This is a genomic window from Streptomyces sp. NPDC099050 (assembly GCF_044759865.1).
Lineage (GTDB): Bacteria > Actinomycetota > Actinomycetes > Streptomycetales > Streptomycetaceae > Streptomyces.
In genome coordinates, this window is the sequence record NZ_JBIWAE010000011.1 from 101,905 (window position 1) to 126,639 (window position 24,735).

Here is a 24,735-nt window from a genome sequence, read left to right on the forward strand (position 1 = left end):
GGAACTGGTCGGGCGGGCCCGCCCCTTGGTTCCCGTACGGGACCACCTGCGGCGCCGGCCGATCGCCGGGCCGGGAGAAGAGGAGAGGCATGGCGTCACCCGCCGTCACCCACACGGCTCGGCCGCTCGACGGGCTGCGCTTCACCGCCTCGGGACCGCCCGCGCTCGCCGGCCCGGTGGCCGAACACCTGAGGCTGCTGGGAGCCGTCGGCCCGGACACCGGGCCACCCACGGACGGCGACGGCGGAGACGCGGCTCGCATCACGCTGGCGGACGACGGCTACGGGTGCGCCGACGGACCCGACCTCCCCACCCGCCCCACCACCCACGCCACCGCCACCCCCGCCACCCCCGCCACCCCCACCCACGCCACCGCCACCCTCCGCTGGTCTTCGCCGGAGGCGGCCCTGCTGGGCGTCACCGACGAGGCGACCGTGCAGGCCGCGACCGGGATCATGGCCGTGCACGGCCGCCGCGACGGTCTGCCGCGGGGGCTCGCCGTGGACTACGCCACCGCCGCGACGGCCGTCCTCACCACACAGGGGCTGCTCGCCGCCCTGCTGGCCCGGGCCAGGGGGTGCGAGGGCGCCGCCGCGCAGCCGCACACGTACGTGGACCGGGCCGGGCTGCTGGTCGTGTCCCAGTACCTCGCCGCGAGCGGCGCCGAGGAGGGCGAAGCCGCCGAACTGGCTCCCGGGGGGCCGCCCTTCACCGCAGCCGACGGCACGCTCTTCGAGCTGGAGACACTGGATCCGGGTGCCTGGGCCGGGTTCTGGCGGGCCCTGGACGCCCCGGCCGACGCGGTACGGGCCGGGTGGCGGCCCTTCCAGTTCCGGTACGCCACCGCGTGCGCGCCCTTCCCCGAAGCGTTGCACGCCACCACCCGGGCCCGCGGCTGGCAGCGGATCCGCGACGCGGCGGCCGCCTCGGGGGCCGAGGTCTGCCGGCTGCGGACCCTCGCCGAGCGGGCCGCCGAGGACGATGGAGCCGCCCCCTGGACCCTGGCCCCGTACGGCCCCGGCGGCCACACCCCCACAGCGGGACCCCGGGCGCCGCTCACCGCGCCCACCGCCGTGACTGCCACCGCGCCCCCCGTCCCCATCCCCATCCCCGGCCCCCTCACCGGCATGACCGTCCTGGAGGCCGGCCGTCGCGTCCAGGCGCCGCTCGCCGCCCACCTCCTGGGGCTGCTCGGCGCCGAGGTGATCCGGATCGAGCCGCCGGGCGGTGACCCGCTGCGCGGCATGCCGCCCACCTGCTCGGGGATCTCCGCCCGCTGGCTGGCCCTGAACCGGGGCAAGCACGCCGTGGAGATCGACATCAAGTCGCCCGCCGACCGGCTGCGGCTGGCCGCGCTGGCGGCCGGAGCCGACGTGTTCCTGCACAACTGGGCCCCGGGGAAGGCGGCCGAGCTGGGCCTGGACTGCGCCGACCTCGCGCGGGTGAACCCCGCGCTCGTGTACGCGTACACCGGCGGCTGGGGCACGGGCCGGATCGCCGACCCGCCGATGGGCACGGACTTCATGGTCCAGGCCCGCACCGGCGTCGGCGAGGCCGCCCGCCCCGAGGGCGAGCCGCCCGCGCCCTCCCTGATGACCCTGCTCGACGTGCTGGGCGGGCTGCTCGGCGCCGAGGCGGTCCTCGCGGGGCTGCTGCTGCGCGAGCGCACCGGCCGGGGGGTCCGCGTGGACTCCTCGCTGCTCGGCGCCGCCGACCTGCTCACCGCCCCCGCCCTGCTCCGCGCGCGGCGCGGGGAGCGCGGCCGCCGGCCGGCGGGGTTCCGTACGCCGCTGCGCACCGCCGACGGCTGGATCGCCCCGGCCGACGCGGACGCCCGTGCGGCGGCCGAGGCCTCCCGGGTGCTCGCGGACCTGTCCACCGAGGACGCCCTGCGAGCACTGCGGGCGCGCGGCCTCACGGCGACCGCCGTCACCACCGACCTCGCCGACCTGCACCACGACCCACGGCACGACCGGCGCCACGAACCGGACCCCGCCTCGCACGTCAGTCCGCACGTCGGCCCGCACGACAGCCGTCACGTCGCCCCGCACGTCGGCCCGCACGACAGCCGTCACGTCGGCCCACACGACAGCCGTCACGTCGGCCCGCACGACGGCCCTCACGTCAGCCCGCACGACAGCCCGCACGACGACCCGCACCACGATCCGCGCTGCCCCGGCTCGATCAGCCGGGACGCGCACGGTGCCGCCGCCGTTCCCGACCCCTGGAGCTTCGTATGACCGTCGCACTGCACGATCTGCTGCCCGTGGGCCTGCGCCGCTCGTGGGCCGTCGACGGAACCTGTCCCGACCTCGACCTCTACAGCCTCTTCCGGGCCCGCCAGATCTCCGACCCGCACCACACCGCTGTCATCGATGCCAAGGGCAAGCTCTGCTACACCGCGCTCGACCGCAAGGTGCGATGTCTCGCCACCGGCCTCGCATCCCTCGGCGTACGGCCCGGCGACGTGGTCGGTGTCCAGCTCCCCAACGGCCGCGACGCGGTCATCGCGGACCTGGCCCTGGCCGCCCTCGGCGTGGTGGCCCTGCCCTTTCCCGTGGGCCGGGGCGGCCAGGAGGCCCGCTGCCTGCTGCGCCGCGCCGAGGCCGTGGCGGTGATCGCCGCGGTGGAGCACCGGGGCCACCACCACGCCGCCGAACTACGCGACCTGGCCCCCGAACTGCCCGCGCTGCGCCATGTCGTCGCGGCCGGCGTCCCGGCGGGCACGGAGCCCGAAGGAACGATCCGGCTCGCGACGCTGCTGCGCTCCGACCCGGCCGCCTCCGTCCCCGCCCGGCCCGACCCCGACAGCGCCGCCCGCATCCTGGTGTCCTCGGGCTCGGAGGCGGAGCCGAAGATGATCGCCTACTCCCACAACGCCCTCGCCGGCGGCCGCGGCAACTTCCTCGCCTCGCTGATGCCCGACGGGACGCCGCCGCGCTGCCTGTTCCTCGTACCGCTCGCGTCCGCCTTCGGCTCCAGCGGGACCGCGGTCACCCTCGCCCGGCACGGCGGAACCCTGATCGTCCTCGACCACTTCACCCCGGAGGCGGCCCTCGCGGCGGTGCGCGAGCACCGGCCCACGCACGTCCTCGGAGTGCCCACGATGATCCGCATGATGCTCGACCGGCTGGAGGCGCAGGCCCCCGGGGGAGACGGGCGGCCGCTCCCCGCCCCCACCGCCCTGATCCTCGGCGGCGCCCCCCTCGACGAGACCACCGCCGAGAGCGCGAGCCGCGCCTTCGGCTGCCCGGTCGTCAACCTCTACGGCTCCGCCGACGGGGTCAACTGCCACACCGGACTGGGCGCGACGACCCCGGACTCCGAGGGCACGGGCATCGCCGCCGGCCGCCCCGACCCCCGGGTCGCCGAGATCCGGATCACCGACACCGAGACGCACGAGCGGCTCCCCGACGGGGCGATCGGGGAGATCATCGCGCGCGGCCCCATGACCCCCATGTGCTACGTCGCCTCCCCGGACCTGGACGCCCGGTACCGCACGCCCGAGGGGTGGGTCCGTACGGGCGACCTCGGCTTCATCGACGAGGACGGGGTGCTCCACGTCGTCGGCCGCCTCAAGGACATCGTCATCCGCGGCGGCGCCAACATCAGCCCCGCCGAAGTGGAACGGGAGCTCTCCTCCCACCCCCTCGTCCGCGACGTCGTCTGCGTCGGAGTCCCGGACGCGGTGATGGGCGAACGGCTCGCCGCCTGCGTCGTCCCCCGCGGAGCGCAGCCGCCCACCCTCGACTCCCTGGCCGGACACCTCGGCCTCCGCGGCCTCGACCGCCGCAAGCACCCCGAGCACCTGCTGCTGCTCGCGGAGCTCCCGCTCACCCCGGCCGGCAAACCCGACCGCGTGATGCTGCGGGCCCGCCTCGCGGAGGGCGGCTCCGGCCAAGGGGCCACCCGGGCCCTGCCCGGGCCCGCGGGCAGCGCCCTCCCCGAGCCCGCCGCCCGGCCTGCCGGGGCCCCGGCCACCGCGGCCCCTACCGGGGCCCCGGCCACCGTGGCCCCCGCCGGGGTGGGCGCGTAGACGAGGGCGGAGCGGCCCCCGGTGGACCGCCCCGCCCTCCCGGCGTACCGGGGCGCCTTCCCGGTCCCCTCCCGGTCCCCTCCCGGTCCCCTCCCGGCGTACCGGGGCACCTTCCCGGTCCCCTACCCCGCGGACCCGCCCACCTTGCCCATGGCCGCCTTCAGGGCGGCCCCCGCGTTGCGGTAGACCGGCAGCAGTTCCAGGTCGTTCCCCGGGTAGTTGACGATCTGCACCTGGTGGGCGCCGGAGTCGGGCAGTACCGTCCCGGTCGACATGTGCGCGTTGTCCAGGACCAGCGCGGGCTTCTTCGCCGACAGCTCGGCCAGCTGCGCCGGGGTCACCGCCTCGGGGCCGTAGGTGCCCACCGTCGAGGCGCCCGCCAGCTTCGCCGACCAGGCGGTGAACACCTGGCTCACCACCGACGGGCTCTTCCCGCCCGGCCAGGCGGCCTGGACGTCCTTCGTGACCCGCCAGTACTCGGCGTCGAACTCCGCCGTCCACTTCGCGGCGGCGTCCTGCGTGCCGAACAGCGCGCCCAGCCGGGTGACTTCGGCCTTGACCTTGTCGGCGTCGTTGTCGAGGTTCACCTCCACCAGCTCCGCCTTCGACCCGGCGGCCTCCTTGATCTTCGCGGCGTACGGCTCGAAGGGCGCGTAGAGCACGAAGTCGGCCCCGGCGACGGCCGCGAGGTCGGAGGGCTTGGGGTCGTAGTCCGGGGCGTGGTGCACGGACTGCGGCACGATCACCTTGACGTTCCGCGCGCCCGCGGCCTTGGCGAAGGCGCCCTCCCAGGTGGTCGTCACGACGACGGTCGTCCGGGAGGGCGCGCCGCCCCCGGCGGAGGCGCCACCGCCGCCACCGCTCCCGCCCTCGGTTCCGCAGCCGGCCACCAGGGCCAGTGCCGGGGTCAGTGCGAGGAGGAAGGCGATGCGGGCCGAGCTGCTGCGGACGCGGGTTCGGGGCGCCATGAGCGGATTCTCCGTTCGGGTACGAGGTGCACCGCGAGGACGAGCGCCCCCGCGGTCAGGACGAGGACGGGCCCGGGGGGCCAGTCCAGCCGGAGGGCGATGAGGAAGCCGGTCAGGTTCACGAAGACGCCGATGCCCACCGCCCATCCGGTGATCGATTTCAGCGAGGTGCCCAGCCGACGCGCGGCCAGGGCGGGCAGCAGGGTCAGCGCGTCGACCAGCAGGGCGCCGGTGAGCTTGATGGCTCCGGCGACCGCGACCGCGACGAGCACCAGCAGGACCGTGGTCAGCGCCCGCACCGGCACGCCCGAACACTGCGCGAGCTCACGGTCGTAGAGCAGCAGCGCCACTTCGCGCCGCCGCCACCAGAACAGGCCGGGCACGAGGACGGCCAGCACCCCGAGCACCACGAGATCGGCGCCGCCGACGGACAGGATCGAGCCCCACAGCAGCGCGAACGCGCCCGAGGCGTTCACCCCGGAGACCGCCAGGAGCAGCAGCGCGGCGGCGATCGCCAGGCTCATCAGCAGCCCCATCGCCCCGGACAGCCCGTCGGGGATCCGGGCCAGCGGGGCGACACCGGCCCCGGCCAGGGCGCAGGCCACCAGCGCGCACAGCATGGGGTCCAGCCCGGTGAGCAGTCCGACGGCGATGCCCAGCAGCGCCACGTGCATCATCGCGAAGCGCACCGGCATGATGTCCAGCCCGACGATGACCACACCGATCACGGGCAGCCCGACGGCGGCGAGCAGCAGGGCGAAGCCCGCCCGCTGCACGGGGGCCAGTTGCAACAGGGTCCCGAGGTCGGCGCTCGCGAGGGAGGCGGCCGCGAGGGTGGCGCTCACCGGACCTCCCGCAGGCGTCCGGCGGCCATCTCCAGGACCCGGTCGCAGCGTTCGGCGAGCGCCCGGTCGTGCGTGACGACGACGAGCGTCACGGGCAGCGCGGCCAGGACGTCGGCGGCCTCGTCCTGCCCGGCGAAGTCCAGGGCGGCGGTCGGCTCGTCGGCGAGCAGTACGCCGGCCCCCGCGGCCACGCAGCCGATCGCCCGGGCCAGGTACATCCGCTGCAACTGCCCGCCGGACAGGGTGTGCAGCGGCCGCCCGGTCAGCGGCCCCACCCCCAGCCGGTCGGCGGCCTCGGCGGCCGCGCGGGGGTCCCCGCCGCTGGCGAGGAGCTCGCCGCCCAGCAGGGGGAAGCGCCCGGCGGCGGGCTTCTGCGGGATCCACGCGCACGCCCGCCGCCGCCAGGCCGGGTCGCCCGTGCGGCCGCCGACCAGGATCTTCCCGCTGACCTGCGGGTGCAGTCCGAGCACGGCGCGCAGCAGGGTGGTCTTGCCCGATCCGTTGGTGCCGGTCAGTGCGACGCGCTCGCCCGCGGCGATCTCCAGGTCGACGCCGGACACGGCCTCGACCCGCCCGTGCCGGCAGCCCACCCCCTCCATCCGCACGTCCAGCCCGCCCATCCCGCGCCCTTCCGCTGTCACCGGTCGTCCTTCCGCGTGGAGTTGGTCGGCCGGAAGGGGGCCGTGGTTCCGGCGACCGGAGAGTTCTGCCGGTGGCCGGTGGCCGGTGGCGGGTGGCGGGTGGACAGGGGGGGGGCGGACCGGTAGCGGGTTCGCGCCGTCCAGCCGGGCGGGACCGGCCATTCCGCTCGGGCGTTCCGTTTTCTACAAGCGCCGCGCCTCACCCCGGGCCATGATCGCGCCGCCGCCTACGTGGTGATCAACTTGCCTGTGATCAAAGGGAGTCGAGCCATGCACGAGCACGTCCGCACCCCCCGAAGCACCGTGCGCAACACCATCCGAAGCAGCACCCGCCGGAGCACCCGCCGAAGCAGCTCCCGCCGGAGCACGCTCTGGCACCGCGCCCTCGCGAGCGCCGTCGTCCTGGCAGCCACCGGAACCGTCCTCGTCGCCTCCCCGCAGCCCGCCCGGGCCGCGCTGCCTGCGCAGTCGATAGCCGATCCCGTGCACTACTGGAACGACGTGCTGCAGAACGTCTTCCGCCGGGTCGGCGGCGGGCCCGTCCCGATGGCCAGATCGGCCGCGATGATGAACGCCGCGATCTACGACGCGGAGTCCTCGTACCAGCTGAAGTGGAAGGGCAAGATCACCTCGGAGCCGTACATCAAGGCGGAGAACTACGCGGGCTGGGCCGAGGGCCCGGACGAGGAGGAGCGCGTCATCGGCCGCACGGCCTACAACATCCTCCTCGGCCTCTACGGCAACAAGCAGAGCCGCTACGCGGACCAGACGCAGTACCTCGACGCGCGCTTCCGCGAGCGGTTCGGCACCGAGCCCACCTCCGGCGACTTCCTGGACCTCTCCGTGGTCGGCCCGATGGTCAAGCAGATGACCGACGCCCGCACCGGCGACGGCTCCGACAACCCCCAGGTCTACGTGGGGGACAACAAGCCGGGCGCCTGGCGCCCGACGAGCTACCCGGACATGCCCGACGCCTCCTGCGACGAGGACAGCGACGCGGTCAGCCCGTTCTACGGCCAGGTCAAGCCGTTCTCGCTGACCTCCGGTTCGCAGTTCCGCCCCACCACGCTGACCCAGTACGGCTCGTACGAGGCCCTGGTGGCGAGCGACGAGTACAAGCGCCAGGTCCAGGCGGTCCGTACGGCCGGCGCCGACAAGCCCACGGCCGCCACCCCGGTGATCAACCGGACCCCGGACCAGCTCGCCGCGGCCTGGTTCTGGGCCAACGACAACAACGGCACCTACAAGCCGCCGGGCCACATGCTCCAGGCCACCCGCGAGGTCGCCAAGGCCCGCGGCCTCGGGGTGTACGCGAACGCCCGCCTCTTCGCCCTCGTCTCCCTCGCCATGGCCGACACCGGGATCGCGGTCCGCGACGCCAAGTTCGCCACGCCCGTCGACCTGTGGCGGCCCGTCTCGGCGATCCGCGAGGGCGGCCTCGACCCCCAGTGGAAGCCGCTGCTGAAGAGCCCGGCGGGCGTCAACGTCAGCCCGTGCTTCCCCGCGTACGTCTCCGGCCACGCCTCCTTCGGCGGCGCCTGGGCCGGGGTCATGAAGCGCTACTTCGGCAGCGACAACATCTCCTTCGACCTCACCACCGACGAGCCGCAGGCACCGGTCAAGACCCGCCACTTCACCAGCTTCAGCGCGGCCGGCAAGGAGGACGCCGACAGCCGGATCTGGCTCGGCGTCCACTACCCGTGGGACGCCACGGACGGCCTCGTGCTGGGCGACAAGGTCGCGAACCAGGTCTTCACCACCAAGCTCCGCACCCTCTGAGCCGACCCGGCCGGCCGGCCCGCGGGCCCGACCTGACGGGCCCGACTTGACGGGTACGGCCCCTCCCGGCCGGATGACGTAAGCCTTTCGTCATCCGGCCGGGCCTGGTCCCGCCCCGCGCCCGCGCGTTGAATGTCCATGACGGCCGGCCGGCCGGCCGAACGCGAGGAAGGGCCCGACGAGTGACGCAGAACCCGGCGCGAGACGAGCAGCCGAACCAGCCGCAGGACGAGCCGCTGAACCAGCCCCTGAACCAGCCGCAGGACCAGCCCCTGAACCAGCCGCGGAACCCGGCGAAGAAGCGGGGCGTACGCAGGCTCCTGGCCGTCCTCGCCCTCCCGGCGGCCCTCCTGCTGGGCCTCGGCCTGTACTGGTTCCAGCCGTGGAAGCTCTGGCAGGACGCCACGGTCAACGAGTCCCTCCCCGTGGCGGCCCCCGTCGCATCCGCGCCCGCGGCCACCACCCCGGCCGCCCCCGCCGCCCCGGCCACCCCCCGAACCCTCGCCCAGGGCACGCTGATCAGCCACGAGCACGCCACCACGGGCACCGTGAAGCTCATCCGCCTCCCGGACGGCTCCCACACCCTGCGCCTGGAGAACCTCGACACCAGCAACGGCCCCGACCTGCGGGTCTGGCTGACGGACGCCCCGGTGAAGGAGGGCACGGCGGGCTGGCGGGTCTTCGACGACGGCGAGTACGTCAGCCTGGGCAAGCTCAAGGGCAACAAGGGCGACCAGAACTACGCGCTCCCGGCCGACGTGAACCCGTCCGGCTACGGCAGCGTCACCATCTGGTGCGACCGCTTCGACGTCTCCTTCGGTGCGGCGGCCCTCACCCCCGTGTGACCCTTGTCCTCGGATCGAGGACGCGCCACGGGCGCCGGGAACGAGGGACGAGGGACGAGCGTGGCGGGACCGCAAGCACCGCAGGGCCACCTCGCGGGGTATGCCGACCTGCTCGTCGCCGCCTGCGCCACGGGCCGCCGGCTGACCCGCGACGAGCTGGAGTCACGCCGTACGGAAGGCGAGCGGGCGGCGGAGGCCGGGCTGGCGCTCCGGGCCGTGATCCGCGAACACCTGGCCGCGGCCCAGCTCGTACGGCCCCTCCCCGCACCGGGCCCGCTCCTGTCGGCCGTCGAGCAGGTGGTGGACGCCTTCGTCCAGGGCTACGAACGTGCCCAACTGCAGGCGGTGTCGCCAGAGGAGGCGGCCCGCCGGGAGTTCATCGACGACCTGCTCTACGGCGGCAGCGACCTGGGCCGGCTGGCGGAGCGTGCCGAGCGCTTCGGGCTGCGCCTCTCGCAGTCGCACGGGGTGGCCGTGGCCACCGGCCCCGAGCCGTACGGCGACGGCTACCCCGTGGCGCGCGGGATCGAGTCGGCGGTCCTCGCCCGGTTCCCGGGCCGGCAGATCCTGCTGACCTCCAGCAGCAGGACGGAATCGTCGGCTTCACCCAGGAGGTCCTGTCCGGAGCCCTGCGCGCCATCGTGGGTCGCATGTCGGTGGAGGACATCATCCGTGACCGGGCCGCCTTCGCGGGGCAGGTCGCCGAGGAGGCGGAGGCCAGCCTGTCCGGGCAGGGCCTGGTCCTGGACGCCTTCCAGATCCAGGACATCACCACCGAGGGCTCCTACCTCGAGGACCTGGGCCGTCCCGAAGCCGCCCGCGCCAAGCAGGAGGCCGACATCGCCGAGGCCAACTCCCGCCGGGCGGCCGAACAGGCCCGCTTGAAGGCGGAGGAGGAGATCGCGGTCGCCGAGCGCACCCTCTACCTGCGCCAGGCGGAGATCAAGGCCGAGACCGACGCGGCGGCCGCCCAGGCCAACGCCGCCGGTCCGCTGGCCGAGGCCGACCGCCAGCAGCAGATCCTCGGCGAGCAGGAGAAGGTGATCGAGCGTCAGGCCGCCCTGACCGACCGCCAGCTCTACACCCAGGTCCGCAAGCCCGCCGACGCCCGCCGCTACGAGGCCGAGCAGGAGGCGGAGGCCAAGCGGGTGGCCCGTGTCAAGCAGGCCGAGGCCGAGCGCCTCGCGGCCATTGCCGCCGCCCAGGGCGAGGCCGAGCGAGCCCGGCTCACCGGTGAGGGCGAGAAGCAGCGCCGCTCCGCCCTGGCCGAGGCCATCGAGGGCGCCAAGCGCGGCGAGGCCGAGCGGGCCCGCCGCGCCGCGATCGCGGAGGCCGTACGCCTGGAGGGCGACGCGGAGGCCGCGGCCATCCTGGCCAGGGGCTCGGCCGAGGCGGAGGCGATGCGGAAGAAGGCGGAGGCCTTCGAGACGTACGGCGACGCGGCGGTGATCCAGATGATGGTCGAGGCCCTGCCCCAGGTGGTGGCCAAGGCCGCCGAACCCCTCTCCGCCATCGACAAGATGACCGTCATCTCCACCGACGGCGCGAGCAAGCTCTCCCGCACGGTCACCGACAACGTCGCCCAGGGCATGGAGCTCCTGAGCTCCACCACGGGCGTGGACCTGGGTCAGCTCCTGAAGGGCCTGACCGCCCCGAAGGCCTCCGCGGCCCCGGAGACCCCCGCCCTCAACGGGAAGATCGAGATCAGCGGCTGATCCCCGGGCTCGCATTCGGCCGAGCTGCCCGACGAGCCACCGCCGCACCATCGCGTCGTCGCGGGAGACTGGTCCCATGACCACTCCCGCGACCCCGATGGACACCGTCACGCTGGAGCGCCGCATCGCGGCCCGCCCGGAAACCGTCTTCGGCCTCCTCACCGACCGGGACAAGTGGCTGTCCTGGATGGGCGGCGACGGTACGTTCTCCTTCGCGCCCGGCGGCCCGTACCGCACCCGGGTCACCGGGGAGAACGTGGCGTCCGGCCGCTTCCTGACGGTCGACCCGCCGGAGCGGCTCGTCCTCACCTGGGGCTGGGAGGGGAGTCCCACGCCCCTGACCCCCGGCTCCACCCGGGTGGAGATCACCCTCGAACCCACCCCCGAACCGACCCTCGAACCCATCCCCGCAGGCACCCTGCTCCACCTGATCCACAGCGGCCTGCCCACCCCGGAGGCCTGCGAGGCGCACGCGGAGTTCTGGCAGCACTACGTCGACCGCCTCGCCCTGCGCGCCGAAGGCGCCGACCCCGGCCCGGACCCGTGGACGCGTCGGCCCACGGGCTGACACGGCCCGTCAGCGGCCCACTGACGCACCTCAGCAGCCGAACGAACCCGGCCGTTCGTCACACAGAGCCGACGGTGAAGACGCCGGTGGTCCGGGTCAGTGGGTTGGAACCGTAGTTGACGACGGCCGAGGCGGGGGCGGCCCGGACGTCGGTGCCGGCGTAGCCCTGAGGAGTGAGGAAGAGGCCCCAGGCCGCGACCCAGGGGGCATAGGTGCCCGTACCAAGCCCAAGCCGTGCCTGTGCCATGGCAGGACGTACGTCTTCCAAGGCCAGGGCACCGCCCGCACCGGGGGGCCACCAAGGCGTGAAGCTGGTCGACGTAGCCCGCCGCGCCGGCGTCTCCACGGCCACGGTGTCCAACGTCCTGAACCACCCCGACCACGTGCGAGAGGCCACGTGTACCCGCGTCGAACTCGCCATCACCGAGCTGGGCTTCGTACGAGGCGGCGTACCCTCGGAACACGCCGCCCACTGGCGCCGCAACGGCTTCGCCACCGGGCTCTTCCACCCCGGGCATGCGCCAGCGCCTGCTCGCGGGCCTCACCCAGCAGTGGGAGGCAGCGCTCGATACCCGCCTGTCGATGAGCCCGAGGTCTCCGGTGCGTGCGCTAGACACGCTTCTGCGAGCTCGATCGGCCGCACGGTAGCCGGACGGGGCGCGTGCCGCGCCCGGCAGCACGTCAGTTGCGCAGGAGATGCCGGAGGTCGTCCAGCGGCAGGCGTGCTTCCCGAGAGGCGGCGCCCGCCTCGAATCGGATGCCCTCGGTGCCGAGGACATCCGCGGGAGTCTCTGTGCGCGCCGGGTCGGGCCACTGGAAGCCGGAGCTGACGGTCCCCGACGTCGTGAGCACCCGCCAGGCGTTGGGGCACTTGCCGCAGGTCGCCAGGTGAGTGCCGACCGGGACGGCATGGCTGCTGATCACAGTTGCCACGTCTCCGTAGGTCGTCCATCGCCCGGACGGGATGGCTTCCAGAAGGGCGTGCAGGCTCGACCAGTCCTTGCGGGTACCGCTGAGCTGCTTGGCCAGGTCCGCGAGGTGGCTGCCCGCCAGCGCTGCCCACTCGTCGGGGTCGACGGTGTTTGGGACGGGGTTGGCATCGACGTCCCACCAGGTGGTTCCCTGTATCCCGTCGGCCTTGCGACCGGTCACGGTGGTGAAGATGTGGTTGGCCAGCCCGGTCGGCGTGTACGGCTTACCGTCGGCTTCCCAGGTCAGTGGCTCGGCGGTGTTGTTGCTCCATGTGACGCTCGCGCGTCTGCCGTCCTCACCCACCCAGGCCCTGATGTCCTCGCGGATGGATTCCGGCGCGCCATGCCTCGGTACCAGCTGCAGCCGAGCTCCGGCCGGCAGCAGTCCGGCGTCGACGAGGACGTGCACGGCGTTGCGGGCGCGTGAGCGTTCCTCCAGTTTCTGGGCTGCGGCCTTGGCTTCGATCCGGGCCGGAGCGAGCGTGAACTCCTCGACCTCCGGGGTGGGATAGACCTTGGTGAACCCGGCGACGAGCTGCCCTTGGACCTTCCAGAGGCCGACCTCGATGAGGTCGATGTCGAGGTTCATCTCGGACAGCCACACGACGGTGTGGGTGACCTGCTTGGGGAAGCTAGCCGCGATGATCACTTGCCGAGGGTGCTGGAGCAGCTCCGGACTCCAGTCTCCGTCCACGTGGTCCAAGAGCCGCTGTCGGCACTCGTCGAGGTCTCGGCTCTGGCCCCTGCCCTTCAGGAAGTCGCGGTGCGCCTGGGCCAGGGTGTCGAGGTCGAAGCGGGACACCAGGGCGGCGTAGGTGATCGCCTGGAGGTGTACGTCCCGGTCGGCCGTTCCCCGCTTCAGCTCGACCACCACGAGGCGACCCGTGGCATCCAGGCCCAGGACGTCCAGGCGGTCCCGCGCCGGCACCCCGTCCGTGTCGGCCCAGCGGTCGAACTCGGCGGTGATGACCAGCACCGACTCTCCGAGGACCTTCGGGTACGAGATCACCCACTCCTGGAGGTGCTGTCGTTCGAGGAGCCCCTCCGCTGCGAGCGCGGTCGGTGCTACGGGTGCGGCCAAGGCCCCATCGACGGTGAAGAGATGATCCACGCTGTCCCCCTGCCCCAGTCCGTCAGCCAGGCGCTCCGCGCCGACTGCCCCGAGCCTACGTGCGGGCTGTACCCCGGGGCAGTTGCTTCCGATAGATCACGGACGGAGTGGGGCTGCCTCCGAAGTCGGCTCGCCGTCGAGATCTTGTTGATGGGCATCCGGCGGCGCCGTCGACCTGGCTCAATGGAGACATGGAGATCGGGGAGTGCTGGGCCTATCGGGCCAAGCCGAAGGAACTGGCCGACGCGGGCGTACTGGAGCTCGGCTACCTCGACGAGACGGCGCCGCTGGTCGGCATGGACCCCGCCGACCTTCGCGGTGACGCCATGGTCCACGAGGACCGCAACGGCCTCTGCCTGGTCGGCTGGCCGGTCGCCGAGCGGATCGCGCGGCAGGTGGCCCAGCGGCTGGCTGAGGAGGTCCTGCCGGAGGTGGACCGCCGTCAGCAGGCCGTGGACGAAGAGCGCGGCCGGCCCTCCTGGCACTCGTACCACCGCCGGGACGACCGGAAGCTGGATGCAGAGGCGGCCGCACTGCGCACGGTCCGGGAGTGGTGCGGGGAGGAGCAGGCCGAGCGCTACGACGAGCTCGTCGCCCTACGTGCCGAGGTGCTGCGACTCGGCGAACTGGTCGAGCGGGCCGTGAAGGCGCTCCGTGACCGTGGGCACGGCGTCATCGCCTCCACCATTGAGCGCGGCCTTGGGGTCCATATCTCCAGCCTTGGTCCCGACGTACGTCGTTGAAGCCGTCGCGCCACCGCTCGGGCTCCGGCTTGGGCGGTGTGGGCTCCACCGGTGGCTTCACCTTCTCCGGGCGGTTCGGGTGCCAGCCGTCGAGGAACGGCCGCAACTCGTCCCCGGTGGGTTCCGCGTGGAAGTTCCGGGCACCGAGCCCCTTCCCGTTCAAGGTCGGGTCCAGGCGGGCGGCCTCCGCCCTGCCCCACGCCGACCACTCTCGGAGCTGCTCGGCCTCGATGGGGGTCTGCGCGGCGGCCTCATCCAGCGCGGTGCAGAAGGTCCGGATCTCTCCTGCGGCTCGCCACTGTTCCAGCGCGGTGCCAAAGTGCTCGGCCCGAGCCGCGTCCACTGCCTTGATCGAAGCCACGCCGACCGCGGCCTCCCACTCTCGCTGCGCGCGCTCCTGCCGCTCGGCCTCGAGCCGACGGTTCTCAGCTGCCTGCCGTTCCCGCTCGTCCTGCTGGCGCCGCTGTTCGGCCTCCCGCTCCAGCCGGGCCCGTTCCTGCTCATCGGCCCGGGTCCTGAGCGCCCGGAGTACCGAACCGATCTGGTCCTCAAGCGGCTTCTTCGCGCTGTCGGCCCACTCCTTCTTCCAGCCGTACTGGTAGCCCTGTTGCTGGGCGAGGACCATCTCCAGTTCCCCGGACGGCTCGAACCGCTGTGCCGGGACGACCCGCTGCCAGTCGTACGTGCGGCGGCCCGCTGGCTTGGGCACGTACCGGACCTCCTTCTGCCGTTCCTTGAAGGTGATCTCGTACGTACGGCCATGGATCGTGAGCAGAGGCTTCGGCTGCCTGCGCTTCTTGGACACCGCGATCTCCCCGTGCAGGGGGAGGGCCTGCTCGGCGATGAGGCGGAGCAGCGACAGCACGCGCAGAAGTACCCCGTCGGAGATCTCGAAGGCGCTGTGGTCCGCGGTCACGGCAGCGAGGACATCGTCCACGTCGGTGATCACGCGACTGCGCGCCAGGCGGATCCGGTTCCACTCCGTGTCGTCCTCGCCGGTCACCCGGAGCAGCCCCAGGAAGAAGTCCCCCTTGGTCCGACCGCTGTACTTCAGGTGGTACCCGGCCGGCGCACACTGGCGAGCCGCGTCGAATGCCCTTCGGTAGCGGGCCCGCGCGGCCTCGTCAGGGTTGGGGACTCGGAGGAAGCGGCCAGCCTGCTGCACCTCGGTGATCAGAGCCCGTCCGATATCGGCCGGAGAGGGCCGTGGTGCTCTGGCGACGCGCTGTACCGGGAGCTTCTGCTCCACAGCGGACTTCTCCTCGACGTGGTCGGACTCCGCCTTCGTGGGTCCGGGCGGCGTCACCGGGCGGGTCTTCCGCGGTGCCGGGTCAGGCCGGTCGGGGTGATGGCCGTGCTGGAGGTAGTAGCGCCCGACCTCGGTGATCTCTGCCCGCCACCTCCCGCCCTCCTTGGGCATGGCGATGTGCCCCCGCTCCTTCAGGGCTCGGGCGGTGAGGGCGATTTCGGGGGTGTCCGACGTGACAGGTTCGGCGCCCTTGCTGATCCGGGTCAGGAGGGCGAGCTGGCGATCGTTGAGGGTGACCAACGGTGCATGTGATCGTCGTACCGTCGCCGCTCCCGTGGGCACAAGCTCTGCGGTGGGCTTCGTAGATCTGGCTCTCGGTCGTCCTGATGTCCCGAACGGCGTAGTCAGCCCATCGAACTCGTTGATCACTCTTAGTAGTGGATATCGGTGTACCGGCGAGCCCATGACTCCTCGGGAGGAGTTCCGTACGTAACAAGGACACTCCGTCGGAAGGCGCCGGATATGGCCGGCCACCTCGCACTCCGCGTCACGACAGCCGTCGCCGCAGCAGTCACGCTCGCGCTCTTACCACCGGCCCAGGCACACGCGGGTGCCATCGGGTCCACCCCTGTGGCCTCCTTCGACTATCAGGTCGGGGGTGTCACCATGAGCGTTCCCACGGGCTGCATGTTCACCCACATCATCCGCGGCGAAGGCAAGAAGATCACCTACCAGAATGCCGGGGTCGACTGCGGATTCGTCGGCGCCCTCAATGCGGGCTTCTGTAACTGGCGCATCGACTTCACGTACGCCGACACCGAGAACAAGACGTACAAGACCTCGCGCGGTAAGACCCACACCGAGTGCGAGATCCATCCCATGCGGGACAACGCGCCCCAGACCCTGCCCCGTTACGGCCGGGCGTGCGCGCACATCCACGTCAATGGTGTCCGCCGGGTCAGCCAGTGCCACCACATCACGAAGTGAGCCGCACGTGACGCCTCAGCCCCCCACCGAAGCCCCCGCCTGGGAAGCCAAGCGCCGCCGAGCCGGCGGCGTCGCCTTCCTCGTCGGAACCGTCGCGGCCCTCGGCTTCTTCGCGTTCTTCCCCGGGCTCCCCCATGTCATCGACTGGGGCGCGATTCTCGTATCCCTGGCCGTCGGCGCACTCGCCCGGTGGTCGTGCCGCGCTTGGATGGCAAAGAGCCGGCCGCCCTCCGCGTAGCGACTCACGGTCGCTGCCTGACGGTCCTCGCGGGAGCCGGATTCCGAGATCGGCTCCCCGATGGCTCCCAAGACAGGCCCGTAAACGCAGAAAGGGCCTGACCCGCGATGCGGATCAAGCCCTTGACCTGGTCTTACGAAGTCGGGGTGGCGGGATTTGAACCCACGACCTCTTCGTCCCGAACGAAGCGCGCTGCCAAGCTGCGCTACACCCCGATGTCCACCCTTGCAGCGCTTGCTGCCCTGGCGACATCGATTACTTTAGCGGACCCTCGGCCGGAGACGAAATCCGGTTTTCGCGCGGCGGGCGGTAGCGGTCGGCCGTGATCAGGGCGAGGCCGAGGGCGTAGAAGGCGAGGCCCAGGACCACGGCGTTCAGCGCGACCCGGGCGTAGCCGTACTGGGCGGCGTCGATGAAGGGATACGTGTACCGCGACGGGACGTCGGGGGAGAGCAGGGCGCCGCGGATCAGCGCGAAGACCACGTAGAGCAGGGGGTACGCCAGCCACTGTGCGGCGTAGCGCGGGCGCAGGGTGCGGGGGGCGGTCAGGAAGAGGAAGTCCAGGACGGCGCCGATGGGGGTGACCGTGTGGAGGAGTTGGTTGGAGACGGCCCTCGCGCCGGAGAGCTTGTCCAGGTCTTCCAGCACGTTGAAGGGGCTCGACGGGTTGGCCAGGAGCAGGTGGAAGACCAGCCCGGTGATCAGGATGAAGAGGAGCACCCCGCCCCGCCAGAACGGGGCCACGTCCGGCTCGCGCCGGGCGACGCGGTAGGCGGAGAGCCCGAAGGCGACCGCGACCAGGATGTTCGTCCAGGTCGTGAAGAAGCTCAGGACGACGGGCACGCTGCCGTACGCGCAGTCGATGACCAGGCCGGTGACGGCCGCGGCCGCGATCAGCGCGCGGAAGGCGACGGTCGGGAGGCGGAATGCGCCGGATGTGATCATCTGGTCAACGTACCGGCGGACCGGACCGGACCGCGTCAGGCCTTCGGTGTCAGCGTCAGCAGTGTCGCCTCGGGCGGGCACGCGAAGCGCACCGGGGTGAAGCGGTTGGTCCCGCAGCCCGCCGATACGTGGAGGTACGCGCGCTGCCCCTGCGTCTCGTGCGTGGAGAGGCCCTTCACCCGCTTGGTGTCCAGGTCGCAGTTGGTGACGAGCGCCCCGTAGAAGGGGATGCACAGCTGTCCGCCGTGCGTGTGGCCGGCCAGGATCAGCGGGTACCGGTCGGCGGTGAAGGCTTCGAGGACGCGCAGGTACGGGGCGTGCACGACGGCCATCGAGAAGTCCGCGTCCGCCTCCGGCCCGCCCTCGACCTTCGCGTACCGGTCGCGCTTGATGTGCGGGTCGTCCAGGCCGGTGAAGGCCAGCTCCATGCCGTCGAGCTTGAGCCGGCCCCGGGTGTTGGTGAGGTTGACCCAGCCGGCCGCGTCGAAGGCGTCCCGCATCCCCTCCCACGGGTTGTGGACGGCTCCGACGACCGGCGCGTTGCCGTTCAGCCCGTGCCGGCCCTGCGTCTTCTCCAGCAGGTAGCGGCCGGGATTGCGCAGCCGGGGGCCGTAGTAGTCGTTCGAGCCGAAGACGTAGACGCCGGGGAAGTCCATCAGCGGGCCGAGAGCGTCGAGCACCTCCGGCACGCCCTCGGTGTCGGAGAGGTTGTCGCCCGTGTTCACCACGAAGTCGGGGCGCAGCCCGGCGAGGGACTGCAGCCAGGCGCGCTTCTTGCGCTGCCCGCCGACCATGTGGATGTCCGAGACCTGCAGGACGCGCAACGGGCGCATCCCCCGGGGGAGCACGGGGACCGTGACCCGGCGCAGGCGGAAGGACCGGGCTTCGAAACCGGCGGCATAGGCCAGACCGGCGGCCCCCGCCGCGGCGATCCCGGCGGTGACCTTCAGAGGTACTCCGTAACGCGCACGCATGCCCATATGTTCGCAGACCCGGCAAGCCCGCCGGGAAACCGGCGGGCGCCGGAGCCCCCGCACCTGGCAGACTCGGGACATGACCACGCTCAAGGCCAAGCTCCAGGAAGACCTCACCACCGCCATCCGGGCGCGCAACGAGCTCGCCTCGTCCACGCTGCGCCTGACCCTCTCGGCCATCACCAACCAGGAAGTCGCGGGCAAGGAAGCCCGGGTGCTCTCCGACGAGGAAGTCCTCAAGGTGATCGCCAAGGAGGCGAAGAAGCGCCGCGAGGCCGCGGATGCCTTCGCGCAGGGTGGCCGTCCCGAGCAGGCCGCGCGGGAGACCGCCGAGGGCGAGTTCCTCGACACCTACCTGCCCAAGCAGCTCGGCGAGGCCGAGCTCGACGCGATCGTGGCGCAGGCCGTCGAGGAGGCCAGGGCGGCGGGCGCCGAGGGGCCGCGGGCCATGGGCGCCGTGATGAAGATCGTGAACCCGAAGGTCGCGGGTCTGGCGGAGGGCGGGCGCGTCGCCGCCGCCGTCAAGAAGCACCTGTCCTAGGACGCGTACGCACGCGGTCCCCGTCAGGGGAACGGGGGAGGGCCCCCACCGATCCGCACCCGGATCGGTGGGGGCCCTCCCCCGTTCTTCGCTACGACGGCTGCGGGCCTGCGGGCCCGCGGGACTACGCGGCCTACGGCGCCTAGTCGCGGCCGCCGATGATGCCCGGCGGGAGCGTGATCCCGCCGAGCGGGTCGTCCCCGCCCGTGCCGCCCGTGTCCCCGCCGGTGTTTCCGCCGGTCTGCCCGGCGGTCCGCCCGTTGCCGGGCTTGCCGTCACCGGGCTTGCCGTCGCCGCCCCGGCCCGGCTTGCCGGGCTTGCCGCTCGGCTTGCCGCTGGGCTTGCCGCCGGGGGAGGGGCTCGGGGTGTCGGGGATGTGCACCGTGGTGAAGCCCGGGGCTTCGCGGCCGGAGAGAGCGCCGGAGACGGCCTGCTTCCAGATCGGGCCGGGCAGGCCACCACCGAAGACCTTGTCGTAGTACTGGCCGCCGATGGTGATGTTCTCCATCGACACCTGCTTGGCACCGCCGGAGCCGACCCAGGTCGCGCCGGACATGTTCGGGGTGTAGCCGACGAACCAGGCGTTGTGGCGCTCGTCGGTGGTACCCGTCTTGCCCGCGCTCTGCCGGTCCGACAGGCCCGACTTCTGGCCCGTACCGGAGTCGACCACGCCCAGCAGCAGCGTGTTGATGGTGTCGGCGGTGTTCTCGGTCATCGCCCGGCCGCACTTGGACTTCGGGACCGTCAGCGCCTTGCCGTGCGCGTCGGTGATCGACTCGATGGTGACCGGGGTGCAGTACACGCCGCGGTTGGCGAAGGTGGCGTAGGCGTTGGCCATGGTCAGCGGGGACATGCCCTCGGTGCCGAGCGCGATGGCCGGAACCTCGGGGAGCTTGGCGCCGTTGGCCGGGACCACACCGAGCTTGGTGGTCATCTCGGTGAGGGGGCAGAGGCCGATCTCGGAGATCATCTCGATGAAGTAGGTGTTGACCGACTTGGCCATCGCCTCCTTCAGCCCGTACGGGCCGACCTCGGACTCCGACTCGTTCGGCACCCTGTCCTTGGCGGTGTTGACCCAGGGCTTGTCGCCGCAGGTCTGCACCGGGCTCGGATAGTCCATCTCGTACGGGGACGCGTACATCTTCGTCGGCGGCATGCCGCGCTCGATGGCCGCGGCCGCGACGAAGGCCTTGAAGGTGGAGCCGGTCGGGAAGCCGAAGTTCGAGCCGCCCATCTTCTTGTCCACCGAGAAGTTGATCTGGGTCTCGTTCTTGCCGAAGCCGTACGGCTTGGACTGGCCCATGGCGAGGACCCGCCCGGTGCCGGGCTGGACGAGGGTGACGGCCGTCGCGACCTTGTCGTCCTGGTCCACGTGGTCCTTGATGGACTCGTTGACGGAGTCCTGCGACTGCGGGTCCAGGGTCGTACGGACCGTCAGGCCGCCCTGGTTCCAGACCTTCGCCCGCTCCTCGCGGGTCTTCCCGAAGGCGGTGTCGTCGAGGAAGGTGTTGCGCACGAAGTCGCAGAAGAAGCCGGCGCCCTTGACGGCGGTGATGCAGCCGTTCTTCGGCTTGGTCACCTTCAGCTTGAGCGGCTTCGCCTTCGCCGTGTCCGCCTCGGCCTGCGAAATATCCTTTGTGTCCGCCATGCGCTGGAGGACGATGTTGCGGCGCTTCGTCGCCTCCTGCGAGTCGTTCACCGGGTCGTACCGGCTCGGCGACTGCACGACGCCCGCCAGCATCGCCGACTCGTCCAGGCTCAGGTCCTTGGCGGGCTTGCTGAAGTAGCGCTGGGCGGCGGATTCGATTCCGTACGCCTGCTGCCCGAAGTACGTGATGTTGAGGTAGTTCTCGAGGATCTTGTTCTTCCCGAGTTCCTCCTCGACCTGGATCGAGTACTTCAGCTCGCGGATCTTGCGCCCGAGGCTCTTCTCCTGGGCCTCGCGCACCTTGGTCTCGTCGTTGCCGGCTTCCTCGACGAAGACGTTCTTCACGTACTGCTGCGTCAGCGTCGACGCGCCCTGCGCCGCACCGCCCTCCTGGGCGTTGCGGTTGACCGCGCGCAGGATGCCCTTGAGGTCGATCGCGCCGTGCTCGTAGAACCGGGAGTCCTCGATCGCGACGATGGCCTTCTGCATGTACGGGGAGATGGCCGTGATGGGGACCACCTGCCGGTCACGCGAATAGACCGTGGCGATCAAGCCACCCTCGGAGTCCAGAATCGTGGTGCGCTGGCTCAGCGGCGGTGTCTTGAGGTTGGCCGGGATCTCATCGAACCCTTCGACCGTGCCCTTGGCGGCGAGTCCCAGGGCGCCTGCGCCCGGGATCGCGATGCCCGCAAGTACAACTCCGGAGAGAACGGACACACCGAGGAACTTGGCGGCCTGCTGTGGCCCCGTGAGCCCGCCGCCCGAGCGCTTCTTTCCCATAGAGGGCAGCCTACGTTCTCATTCGCCGGACACGCGCGAATGCCTTGGCCTAAGCTGTCCTCAACTGTCACAGCAGTGCGGTGGGACATCAACCCCTCGGCTTGTTTTTCACCCTTCCCGAATGGGGTGGACGCATGTCCGAATCTCGCCTCCTGTGATCAGCATGCCCCGCCGATTTCACCCAAATCGCCGGAATGGTCGGGCATGTCGCAGGATCACTCCGTCGGGTGATCTGCCGCTTACCCATAGTCCGTTCGGACCATTCAAGATTGGGCCCGTCGGGGGTGTTGCACTGTGCCCGCCTTCCGTAACGTCCTCAACTGGCAGCGGTGAATATGCCGCTGCCGCCGTGGGGGAGCCTCGATTCGGGAGAGGACGGCGCCGGGATGGGCTGGGTTACCGACTGGAGTGCGCAGGCAGCCTGCCGCACTACCGATCCGGATGAACTGTTCGTTCAAGGAGCGGCACAGAACAGGGCCAAGGCGGTGTGCACCGGATGTCCGGTGCGGACCGAGTGCCTGGCCGACGCGCTCGACAATCGTGTCGAGTTCGGAGTGTGGGGCGGAATGACCGAGCGGGAACGACGTGCGCTGTTGCGCCGGCGGCCCACCGTCACCTCGTGGCGGCGCCTGCTCGAAACCGCACGCACGGAGTACGAGCGCAGTACGGGCATCCTCACCATGGATGACGAGGACGAGTTGGGCGTCCCGTACGAGACGTACGCGGCAGCCGGGTAGACCACCAGGGCACCACGTCGTAGGAACGCCTACGCTCCGGCCGGAACCCCGGTCGCGAGTCGCTCTCCGATGGCCCGCAGCCCGGCGAGGTCGTGTACGTCGCCGGGCAGGGCGGCCACTTGGGCCACCGCCACCTCGGGGTGCAGCGAGGTGAAGCGGTCACGCGTGCGCTGTTCGCGCGCGATGACCTGCATGCGCTCCGCGTGCAGGCGGAGCAGTCCTGCCGTGATCACGTCCACGTCGGCGTCCGCGCCGGCGTCTGTGGCGGCTTCTACGGGGTCGGCGCCGGTCGCTCGCTCCGTGCGGGTGTCGGTGTCGGTGTCGGTCTCCGTATCGGTCTCCGGGTCTGTCTCCGGGGCGGTTTCCGGGGCGGTCTCCGTGGAGTCACGAAGTCCAGCTTTCCCGGACTCCTGATCCACAATGCCGCCTTCTTCAAGATTCTCCGCGGCGGCCAACGCCCGCTCCGCGGAGAGCCGTTCGGCGCCGCTGCCGTGCACCCGGTTCAGTACGAGCCCGGCCAGCGGCATCCGCTCCGCGGCGAGCCGCTCCACGAAGTACGCGGCCTCGCGCAGTGCGTCCGGTTCGGGCGCGGAGACCACCAGGAACGCCGTACCGGGGGCCTGGAGGAGCCGGAAGGTCGCGTCCGCGCGGGTGCGGAAGCCGCCGAACATCGTGTCCATGGCGGCCACGAAGGTCTGTACGTCCTTCAGCAGCGAGGCACCCATCAGCTTGCTCAGCGTGCCCGTCATCATCGACATGCCGACATTGAGGAACTTCATCCCCGCCCGGCCGCCCACCTTCGCCGGAGCCATCAGCACCCGGATGAACTTCCCGTCCAGGAAGGACCCCAGGCGCCCCGGCGCGTCCAGGAAGTCCAGCGCGGAGCGGCTCGGCGGGGTGTCCACCACGATCAGGTCCCAGTCGTCCCGGGCCCGCAGCTGCCCCAGCTTCTCCATCGCCATGTACTCCTGCGTGCCCGCGAAGCCGGCCGACAGGGACTGGTAGAAGGGGTTGGCCAGGATGGCCTGCGCCCGCTCGGGGTCGGAGTGGCCCTCGACGATCTCGTCGAAGGTCCGCTTCATGTCGAGCATCATGGCGTGCAGTTCGCCGCCGTTCCCGTTCCCGGACACCCCGTCGACCCGGCGCGGGGTGTTGTCGAGCGAGTCGATCCCCATCGACTGGGCCAGCCTGCGGGCCGGGTCGATGGTCAGGACGACCACCTTGCGGCCGCGCTCGGCCGCCCGTACCCCGAGCGCCGCGGCTGTCGTGGTCTTGCCGACCCCGCCCGCCCCGCAGCACACGATGATCCGGGTCCGCGGATCGTCCAGCAGCCGGTCGACGTCCAGCCGCGGGGGAGCGTCCATCTTCGCCTCCACCGTCAGGGCCTCGCTCATTCCTCGCCCACCTGCTTGCGCAGCTCCGCGGCGAGCCCGTAGAGCCCGGCCAGGTCCATCCCCGCACCGAGCAGGGGAAGTTCGTACGTCGCCGCGTCCAGGCCCGCCAGGACGGTGCGCTGGGCGCGCTCCAGCTCCACCCGGCTCGCGTGCTCCGAGGCCTGCGTGAGCAGCGGGTCCACCAGCCGGTCGGCCGGCCCGCCGCGCCGGGCGCTGCCGAGTCCGGCCCGGGACAGCGCCCCGGCGACCTCGGCGCGCCGCTCGCCCGCGGCGGCGCGCAGCGCGGCCTCGTCGAGGTGGTGCGGCCGGACCATGTTGACGATGACCCGTCCCACGGGCAGGCCCGCCTGCCGCAGTTCGGCGATCCCGTCGGCGGTCTCCTGCACGGGCATCTCCTCCAGCAGGGTGACCAGGTGCACGGCCGTGTCGGGGGACTTGAGCACCTTCATCACGGCCTGCGCCTGGTTGTGGATCGGCCCGAACCGGGCCAGGCCCGCCACCTCGTCGTTGACGTTCAGGAAGCGGGTGATCCGCCCGGTCGGCGGGGCGTCCATGATCACGTGGTCGTAGACGAACCGGCCGGCCTTGTCCTTGCGCCGGACCGCCTCGCAGGCCTTGCCCGTCAGGAGCACGTCCCGCAGCCCCGGCGCGATGGTCGTCGCGAAGTCGATGGCGCCGAGCTTCTTGAGGGCACGGCCGGCCGAGCCGAGCTTGTAGAACATCTGGAGGTAGTCGAGGAGGGCCCGCTCCGCGTCGATGGCGAGCGCGTAGACCTCCCCGCCGCCCGAGGCGACGGCGATCTTCCGGTCCTCGTAGGGGAGCGCCTCCGCCCCGAAGACCTGGGCGAGGCCCTGCCTGCCCTCGACCTCCACCAGAAGAGTCCGCCTGCCCTCGCGTGCGAGGGCGAGCGCGAGTGCCGCGGCGACCGTGGTCTTGCCGGTGCCGCCCTTGCCGCTGACCACCTGGAGCCTGCTCACAGGGCCCGAGCCTAATTCCTCCCGGGCGGCGGCGGTGGTGGCG

General features: G+C 72.0%; 20 protein-coding genes, 1 tRNA gene and 4 pseudogenes. 13 read left to right on the top strand and 12 right to left on the bottom strand.

Translation table 11 applies throughout. The annotated features are described in order from the left end of the window. Positions 1-89 precede the first annotated feature (89 nt). Both ACIQV3_RS20015 and ACIQV3_RS20020 read left to right on the top strand, forming a co-directional pair. Positions 90-2,240 (top strand): CoA transferase, encoded by a 2,151-nt coding sequence (locus tag ACIQV3_RS20015; protein ID WP_403713743.1) that lies wholly within the window; start codon positions 90-92, stop codon positions 2,238-2,240. Further along, on the top strand, positions 2,237-4,036 hold the full coding sequence (locus ACIQV3_RS20020) for a class I adenylate-forming enzyme family protein (protein ID WP_403713744.1): 1,800 nt from the start codon (positions 2,237-2,239) through the stop codon (positions 4,034-4,036). The genes ACIQV3_RS20015 and ACIQV3_RS20020 overlap by 4 nt, the downstream gene beginning before the upstream one ends. A gap of 122 nt (positions 4,037-4,158) precedes the next feature. On the opposite strand, the gene ACIQV3_RS20025 is transcribed toward ACIQV3_RS20020, so the two are convergent. Genes ACIQV3_RS20025 through ACIQV3_RS20035 form a run of 3 tightly spaced genes read right to left on the bottom strand, consistent with a single transcriptional unit; the run spans position 4,159 to position 6,469 of the window. Next, positions 4,159-5,004 (bottom strand): ABC transporter substrate-binding protein, encoded by an 846-nt coding sequence (locus ACIQV3_RS20025; RefSeq protein WP_403713745.1) that lies wholly within the window; start codon positions 5,002-5,004, stop codon positions 4,159-4,161. Further along, positions 4,944-5,849 (bottom strand): metal ABC transporter permease, encoded by a 906-nt coding sequence (locus ACIQV3_RS20030; RefSeq protein WP_403713746.1) that lies wholly within the window; start codon positions 5,847-5,849, stop codon positions 4,944-4,946. The genes ACIQV3_RS20025 and ACIQV3_RS20030 overlap by 61 nt, the downstream gene beginning before the upstream one ends. Beyond that, positions 5,846-6,469 (bottom strand): metal ABC transporter ATP-binding protein, encoded by a 624-nt coding sequence (locus ACIQV3_RS20035; protein ID WP_403713866.1) that lies wholly within the window; start codon positions 6,467-6,469, stop codon positions 5,846-5,848. The genes ACIQV3_RS20030 and ACIQV3_RS20035 overlap by 4 nt, the downstream gene beginning before the upstream one ends. A 291-nt stretch (positions 6,470-6,760) precedes the next feature. Here ACIQV3_RS20035 and ACIQV3_RS20040 point away from each other — a divergent pair, with 291 nt between their 5' ends. The 5 genes and pseudogenes from ACIQV3_RS20040 (at position 6,761) to ACIQV3_RS20060 (ending at position 11,397) form a co-directional block, all read left to right on the top strand. After that, entirely contained in the window at positions 6,761-8,269 is a 1,509-nt protein-coding gene (locus ACIQV3_RS20040; protein WP_403713747.1) for a vanadium-dependent haloperoxidase, read from the top strand. Between the two features lie 320 nt (positions 8,270-8,589). Continuing rightward, positions 8,590-9,114: a DM13 domain-containing protein gene (locus ACIQV3_RS20045; RefSeq protein ID WP_403713867.1), complete on the top strand. Its 525-nt coding sequence runs from the start codon at positions 8,590-8,592 to the stop codon at positions 9,112-9,114. A gap of 60 nt (positions 9,115-9,174) precedes the next feature. Beyond that, positions 9,175-9,693, top strand: a pseudogene (locus ACIQV3_RS20050) (PucR family transcriptional regulator); the annotation flags it as partial. Then, positions 9,690-10,829, top strand: a pseudogene (locus tag ACIQV3_RS20055) (SPFH domain-containing protein); the annotation flags it as partial. The pseudogenes ACIQV3_RS20050 and ACIQV3_RS20055, both read left to right, overlap by 4 nt. Before the next feature lie 76 nt (positions 10,830-10,905). Then, positions 10,906-11,397: an SRPBCC domain-containing protein gene (locus ACIQV3_RS20060; RefSeq protein ID WP_403713748.1), complete on the top strand. Its 492-nt coding sequence runs from the start codon at positions 10,906-10,908 to the stop codon at positions 11,395-11,397. 58 nt (positions 11,398-11,455) lie between these two features. Here ACIQV3_RS20060 and ACIQV3_RS20065 read toward each other — a convergent pair whose 3' ends face one another. After that, positions 11,456-11,644: a hypothetical protein gene (locus tag ACIQV3_RS20065; RefSeq protein ID WP_403713749.1), complete on the bottom strand. Its 189-nt coding sequence runs from the start codon at positions 11,642-11,644 to the stop codon at positions 11,456-11,458. Between ACIQV3_RS20065 and ACIQV3_RS20070 the strand changes: the two are divergent. After that, positions 11,612-12,045: pseudogene (locus ACIQV3_RS20070) on the top strand (LacI family DNA-binding transcriptional regulator); the annotation flags it as partial. The gene ACIQV3_RS20065 and the pseudogene ACIQV3_RS20070 sit on opposite strands and share 33 nt — an antisense overlap. Before the next feature lie 33 nt (positions 12,046-12,078). On the opposite strand, the gene ACIQV3_RS20075 reads toward ACIQV3_RS20070, so the two are convergent. Then, a complete protein-coding gene (locus ACIQV3_RS20075; RefSeq protein WP_403713750.1) occupies positions 12,079-13,449 on the bottom strand; it encodes a DNA-binding protein in 1,371 nt (456 codons plus the stop codon). Positions 13,450-13,715: 266 nt separating this feature from the next. Between ACIQV3_RS20075 and ACIQV3_RS20080 the strand changes: the two are divergent. Next, a pseudogene (locus tag ACIQV3_RS20080) lies at positions 13,716-14,222 on the top strand (PE-PGRS family protein); the annotation flags it as partial. On the opposite strand, the gene ACIQV3_RS20085 reads toward ACIQV3_RS20080, so the two are convergent. Next, a complete protein-coding gene (locus ACIQV3_RS20085; RefSeq protein WP_403713751.1) occupies positions 14,152-15,771 on the bottom strand; it encodes a PE-PGRS family protein in 1,620 nt (539 codons plus the stop codon). The pseudogene ACIQV3_RS20080 and the gene ACIQV3_RS20085 overlap by 71 nt on opposite strands. A 366-nt stretch (positions 15,772-16,137) precedes the next feature. On the opposite strand from ACIQV3_RS20085, the gene ACIQV3_RS20090 reads away from it, so the two are divergent. Together ACIQV3_RS20090 and ACIQV3_RS20095 are read left to right on the top strand one after the other, a co-directional pair. After that, a complete protein-coding gene (locus ACIQV3_RS20090) occupies positions 16,138-16,458 on the top strand; it encodes a hypothetical protein (protein ID WP_243330539.1) in 321 nt (106 codons plus the stop codon). Positions 16,459-16,465: 7 nt separating this feature from the next. After that, on the top strand, positions 16,466-16,696 hold the full coding sequence (locus ACIQV3_RS20095) for a hypothetical protein (RefSeq protein ID WP_243330538.1): 231 nt from the start codon (positions 16,466-16,468) through the stop codon (positions 16,694-16,696). Positions 16,697-16,837: 141 nt separating this feature from the next. Here ACIQV3_RS20095 and ACIQV3_RS20100 read toward each other — a convergent pair. The 3 genes from ACIQV3_RS20100 to ACIQV3_RS20110 form a co-directional block, all read right to left on the bottom strand. After that, positions 16,838-16,911 (bottom strand) — tRNA-Pro (locus tag ACIQV3_RS20100). 40 nt (positions 16,912-16,951) lie between these two features. After that, positions 16,952-17,641: a Pr6Pr family membrane protein gene (locus tag ACIQV3_RS20105; protein ID WP_403713752.1), complete on the bottom strand. Its 690-nt coding sequence runs from the start codon at positions 17,639-17,641 to the stop codon at positions 16,952-16,954. A 35-nt stretch (positions 17,642-17,676) separates the two neighbouring features. Continuing rightward, entirely contained in the window at positions 17,677-18,615 is a 939-nt protein-coding gene (locus ACIQV3_RS20110; protein ID WP_403713753.1) for a metallophosphoesterase, read from the bottom strand. A 79-nt stretch (positions 18,616-18,694) separates the two neighbouring features. On the opposite strand from ACIQV3_RS20110, the gene ACIQV3_RS20115 reads away from it, so the two are divergent. After that, positions 18,695-19,156 carry a GatB/YqeY domain-containing protein gene (locus ACIQV3_RS20115; RefSeq protein WP_399381154.1) on the top strand — a complete coding sequence of 154 codons (462 nt, stop codon included), beginning with the start codon at positions 18,695-18,697 and terminating at the stop codon, positions 19,154-19,156. A gap of 142 nt (positions 19,157-19,298) precedes the next feature. Here the strand turns inward: ACIQV3_RS20115 and ACIQV3_RS20120 are convergent, their stop codons facing one another. Then, the gene (locus ACIQV3_RS20120; protein WP_403713754.1) at positions 19,299-21,584 is read right to left on the bottom strand and encodes a transglycosylase domain-containing protein; all 2,286 of its coding nucleotides are present in this window, start codon (positions 21,582-21,584) and stop codon (positions 19,299-19,301) included. Between the two features lie 386 nt (positions 21,585-21,970). On the opposite strand from ACIQV3_RS20120, the gene ACIQV3_RS20125 reads away from it, so the two are divergent. After that, positions 21,971-22,321: a WhiB family transcriptional regulator gene (locus ACIQV3_RS20125; RefSeq protein ID WP_327305375.1), complete on the top strand. Its 351-nt coding sequence runs from the start codon at positions 21,971-21,973 to the stop codon at positions 22,319-22,321. Positions 22,322-22,350: 29 nt separating this feature from the next. Here the strand turns inward: ACIQV3_RS20125 and ACIQV3_RS20130 are convergent, their stop codons facing one another. Beyond that, positions 22,351-23,715 (bottom strand): ArsA family ATPase, encoded by a 1,365-nt coding sequence (locus ACIQV3_RS20130; protein WP_403713755.1) that lies wholly within the window; start codon positions 23,713-23,715, stop codon positions 22,351-22,353. Next, the gene (locus ACIQV3_RS20135) at positions 23,712-24,692 is read right to left on the bottom strand and encodes an ArsA family ATPase (protein ID WP_403713757.1); all 981 of its coding nucleotides are present in this window, start codon (positions 24,690-24,692) and stop codon (positions 23,712-23,714) included. Before ACIQV3_RS20135 ends, ACIQV3_RS20130 begins: the two co-directional genes overlap by 4 nt. Between the last annotated feature and the right edge of the window lie 43 nt (positions 24,693-24,735).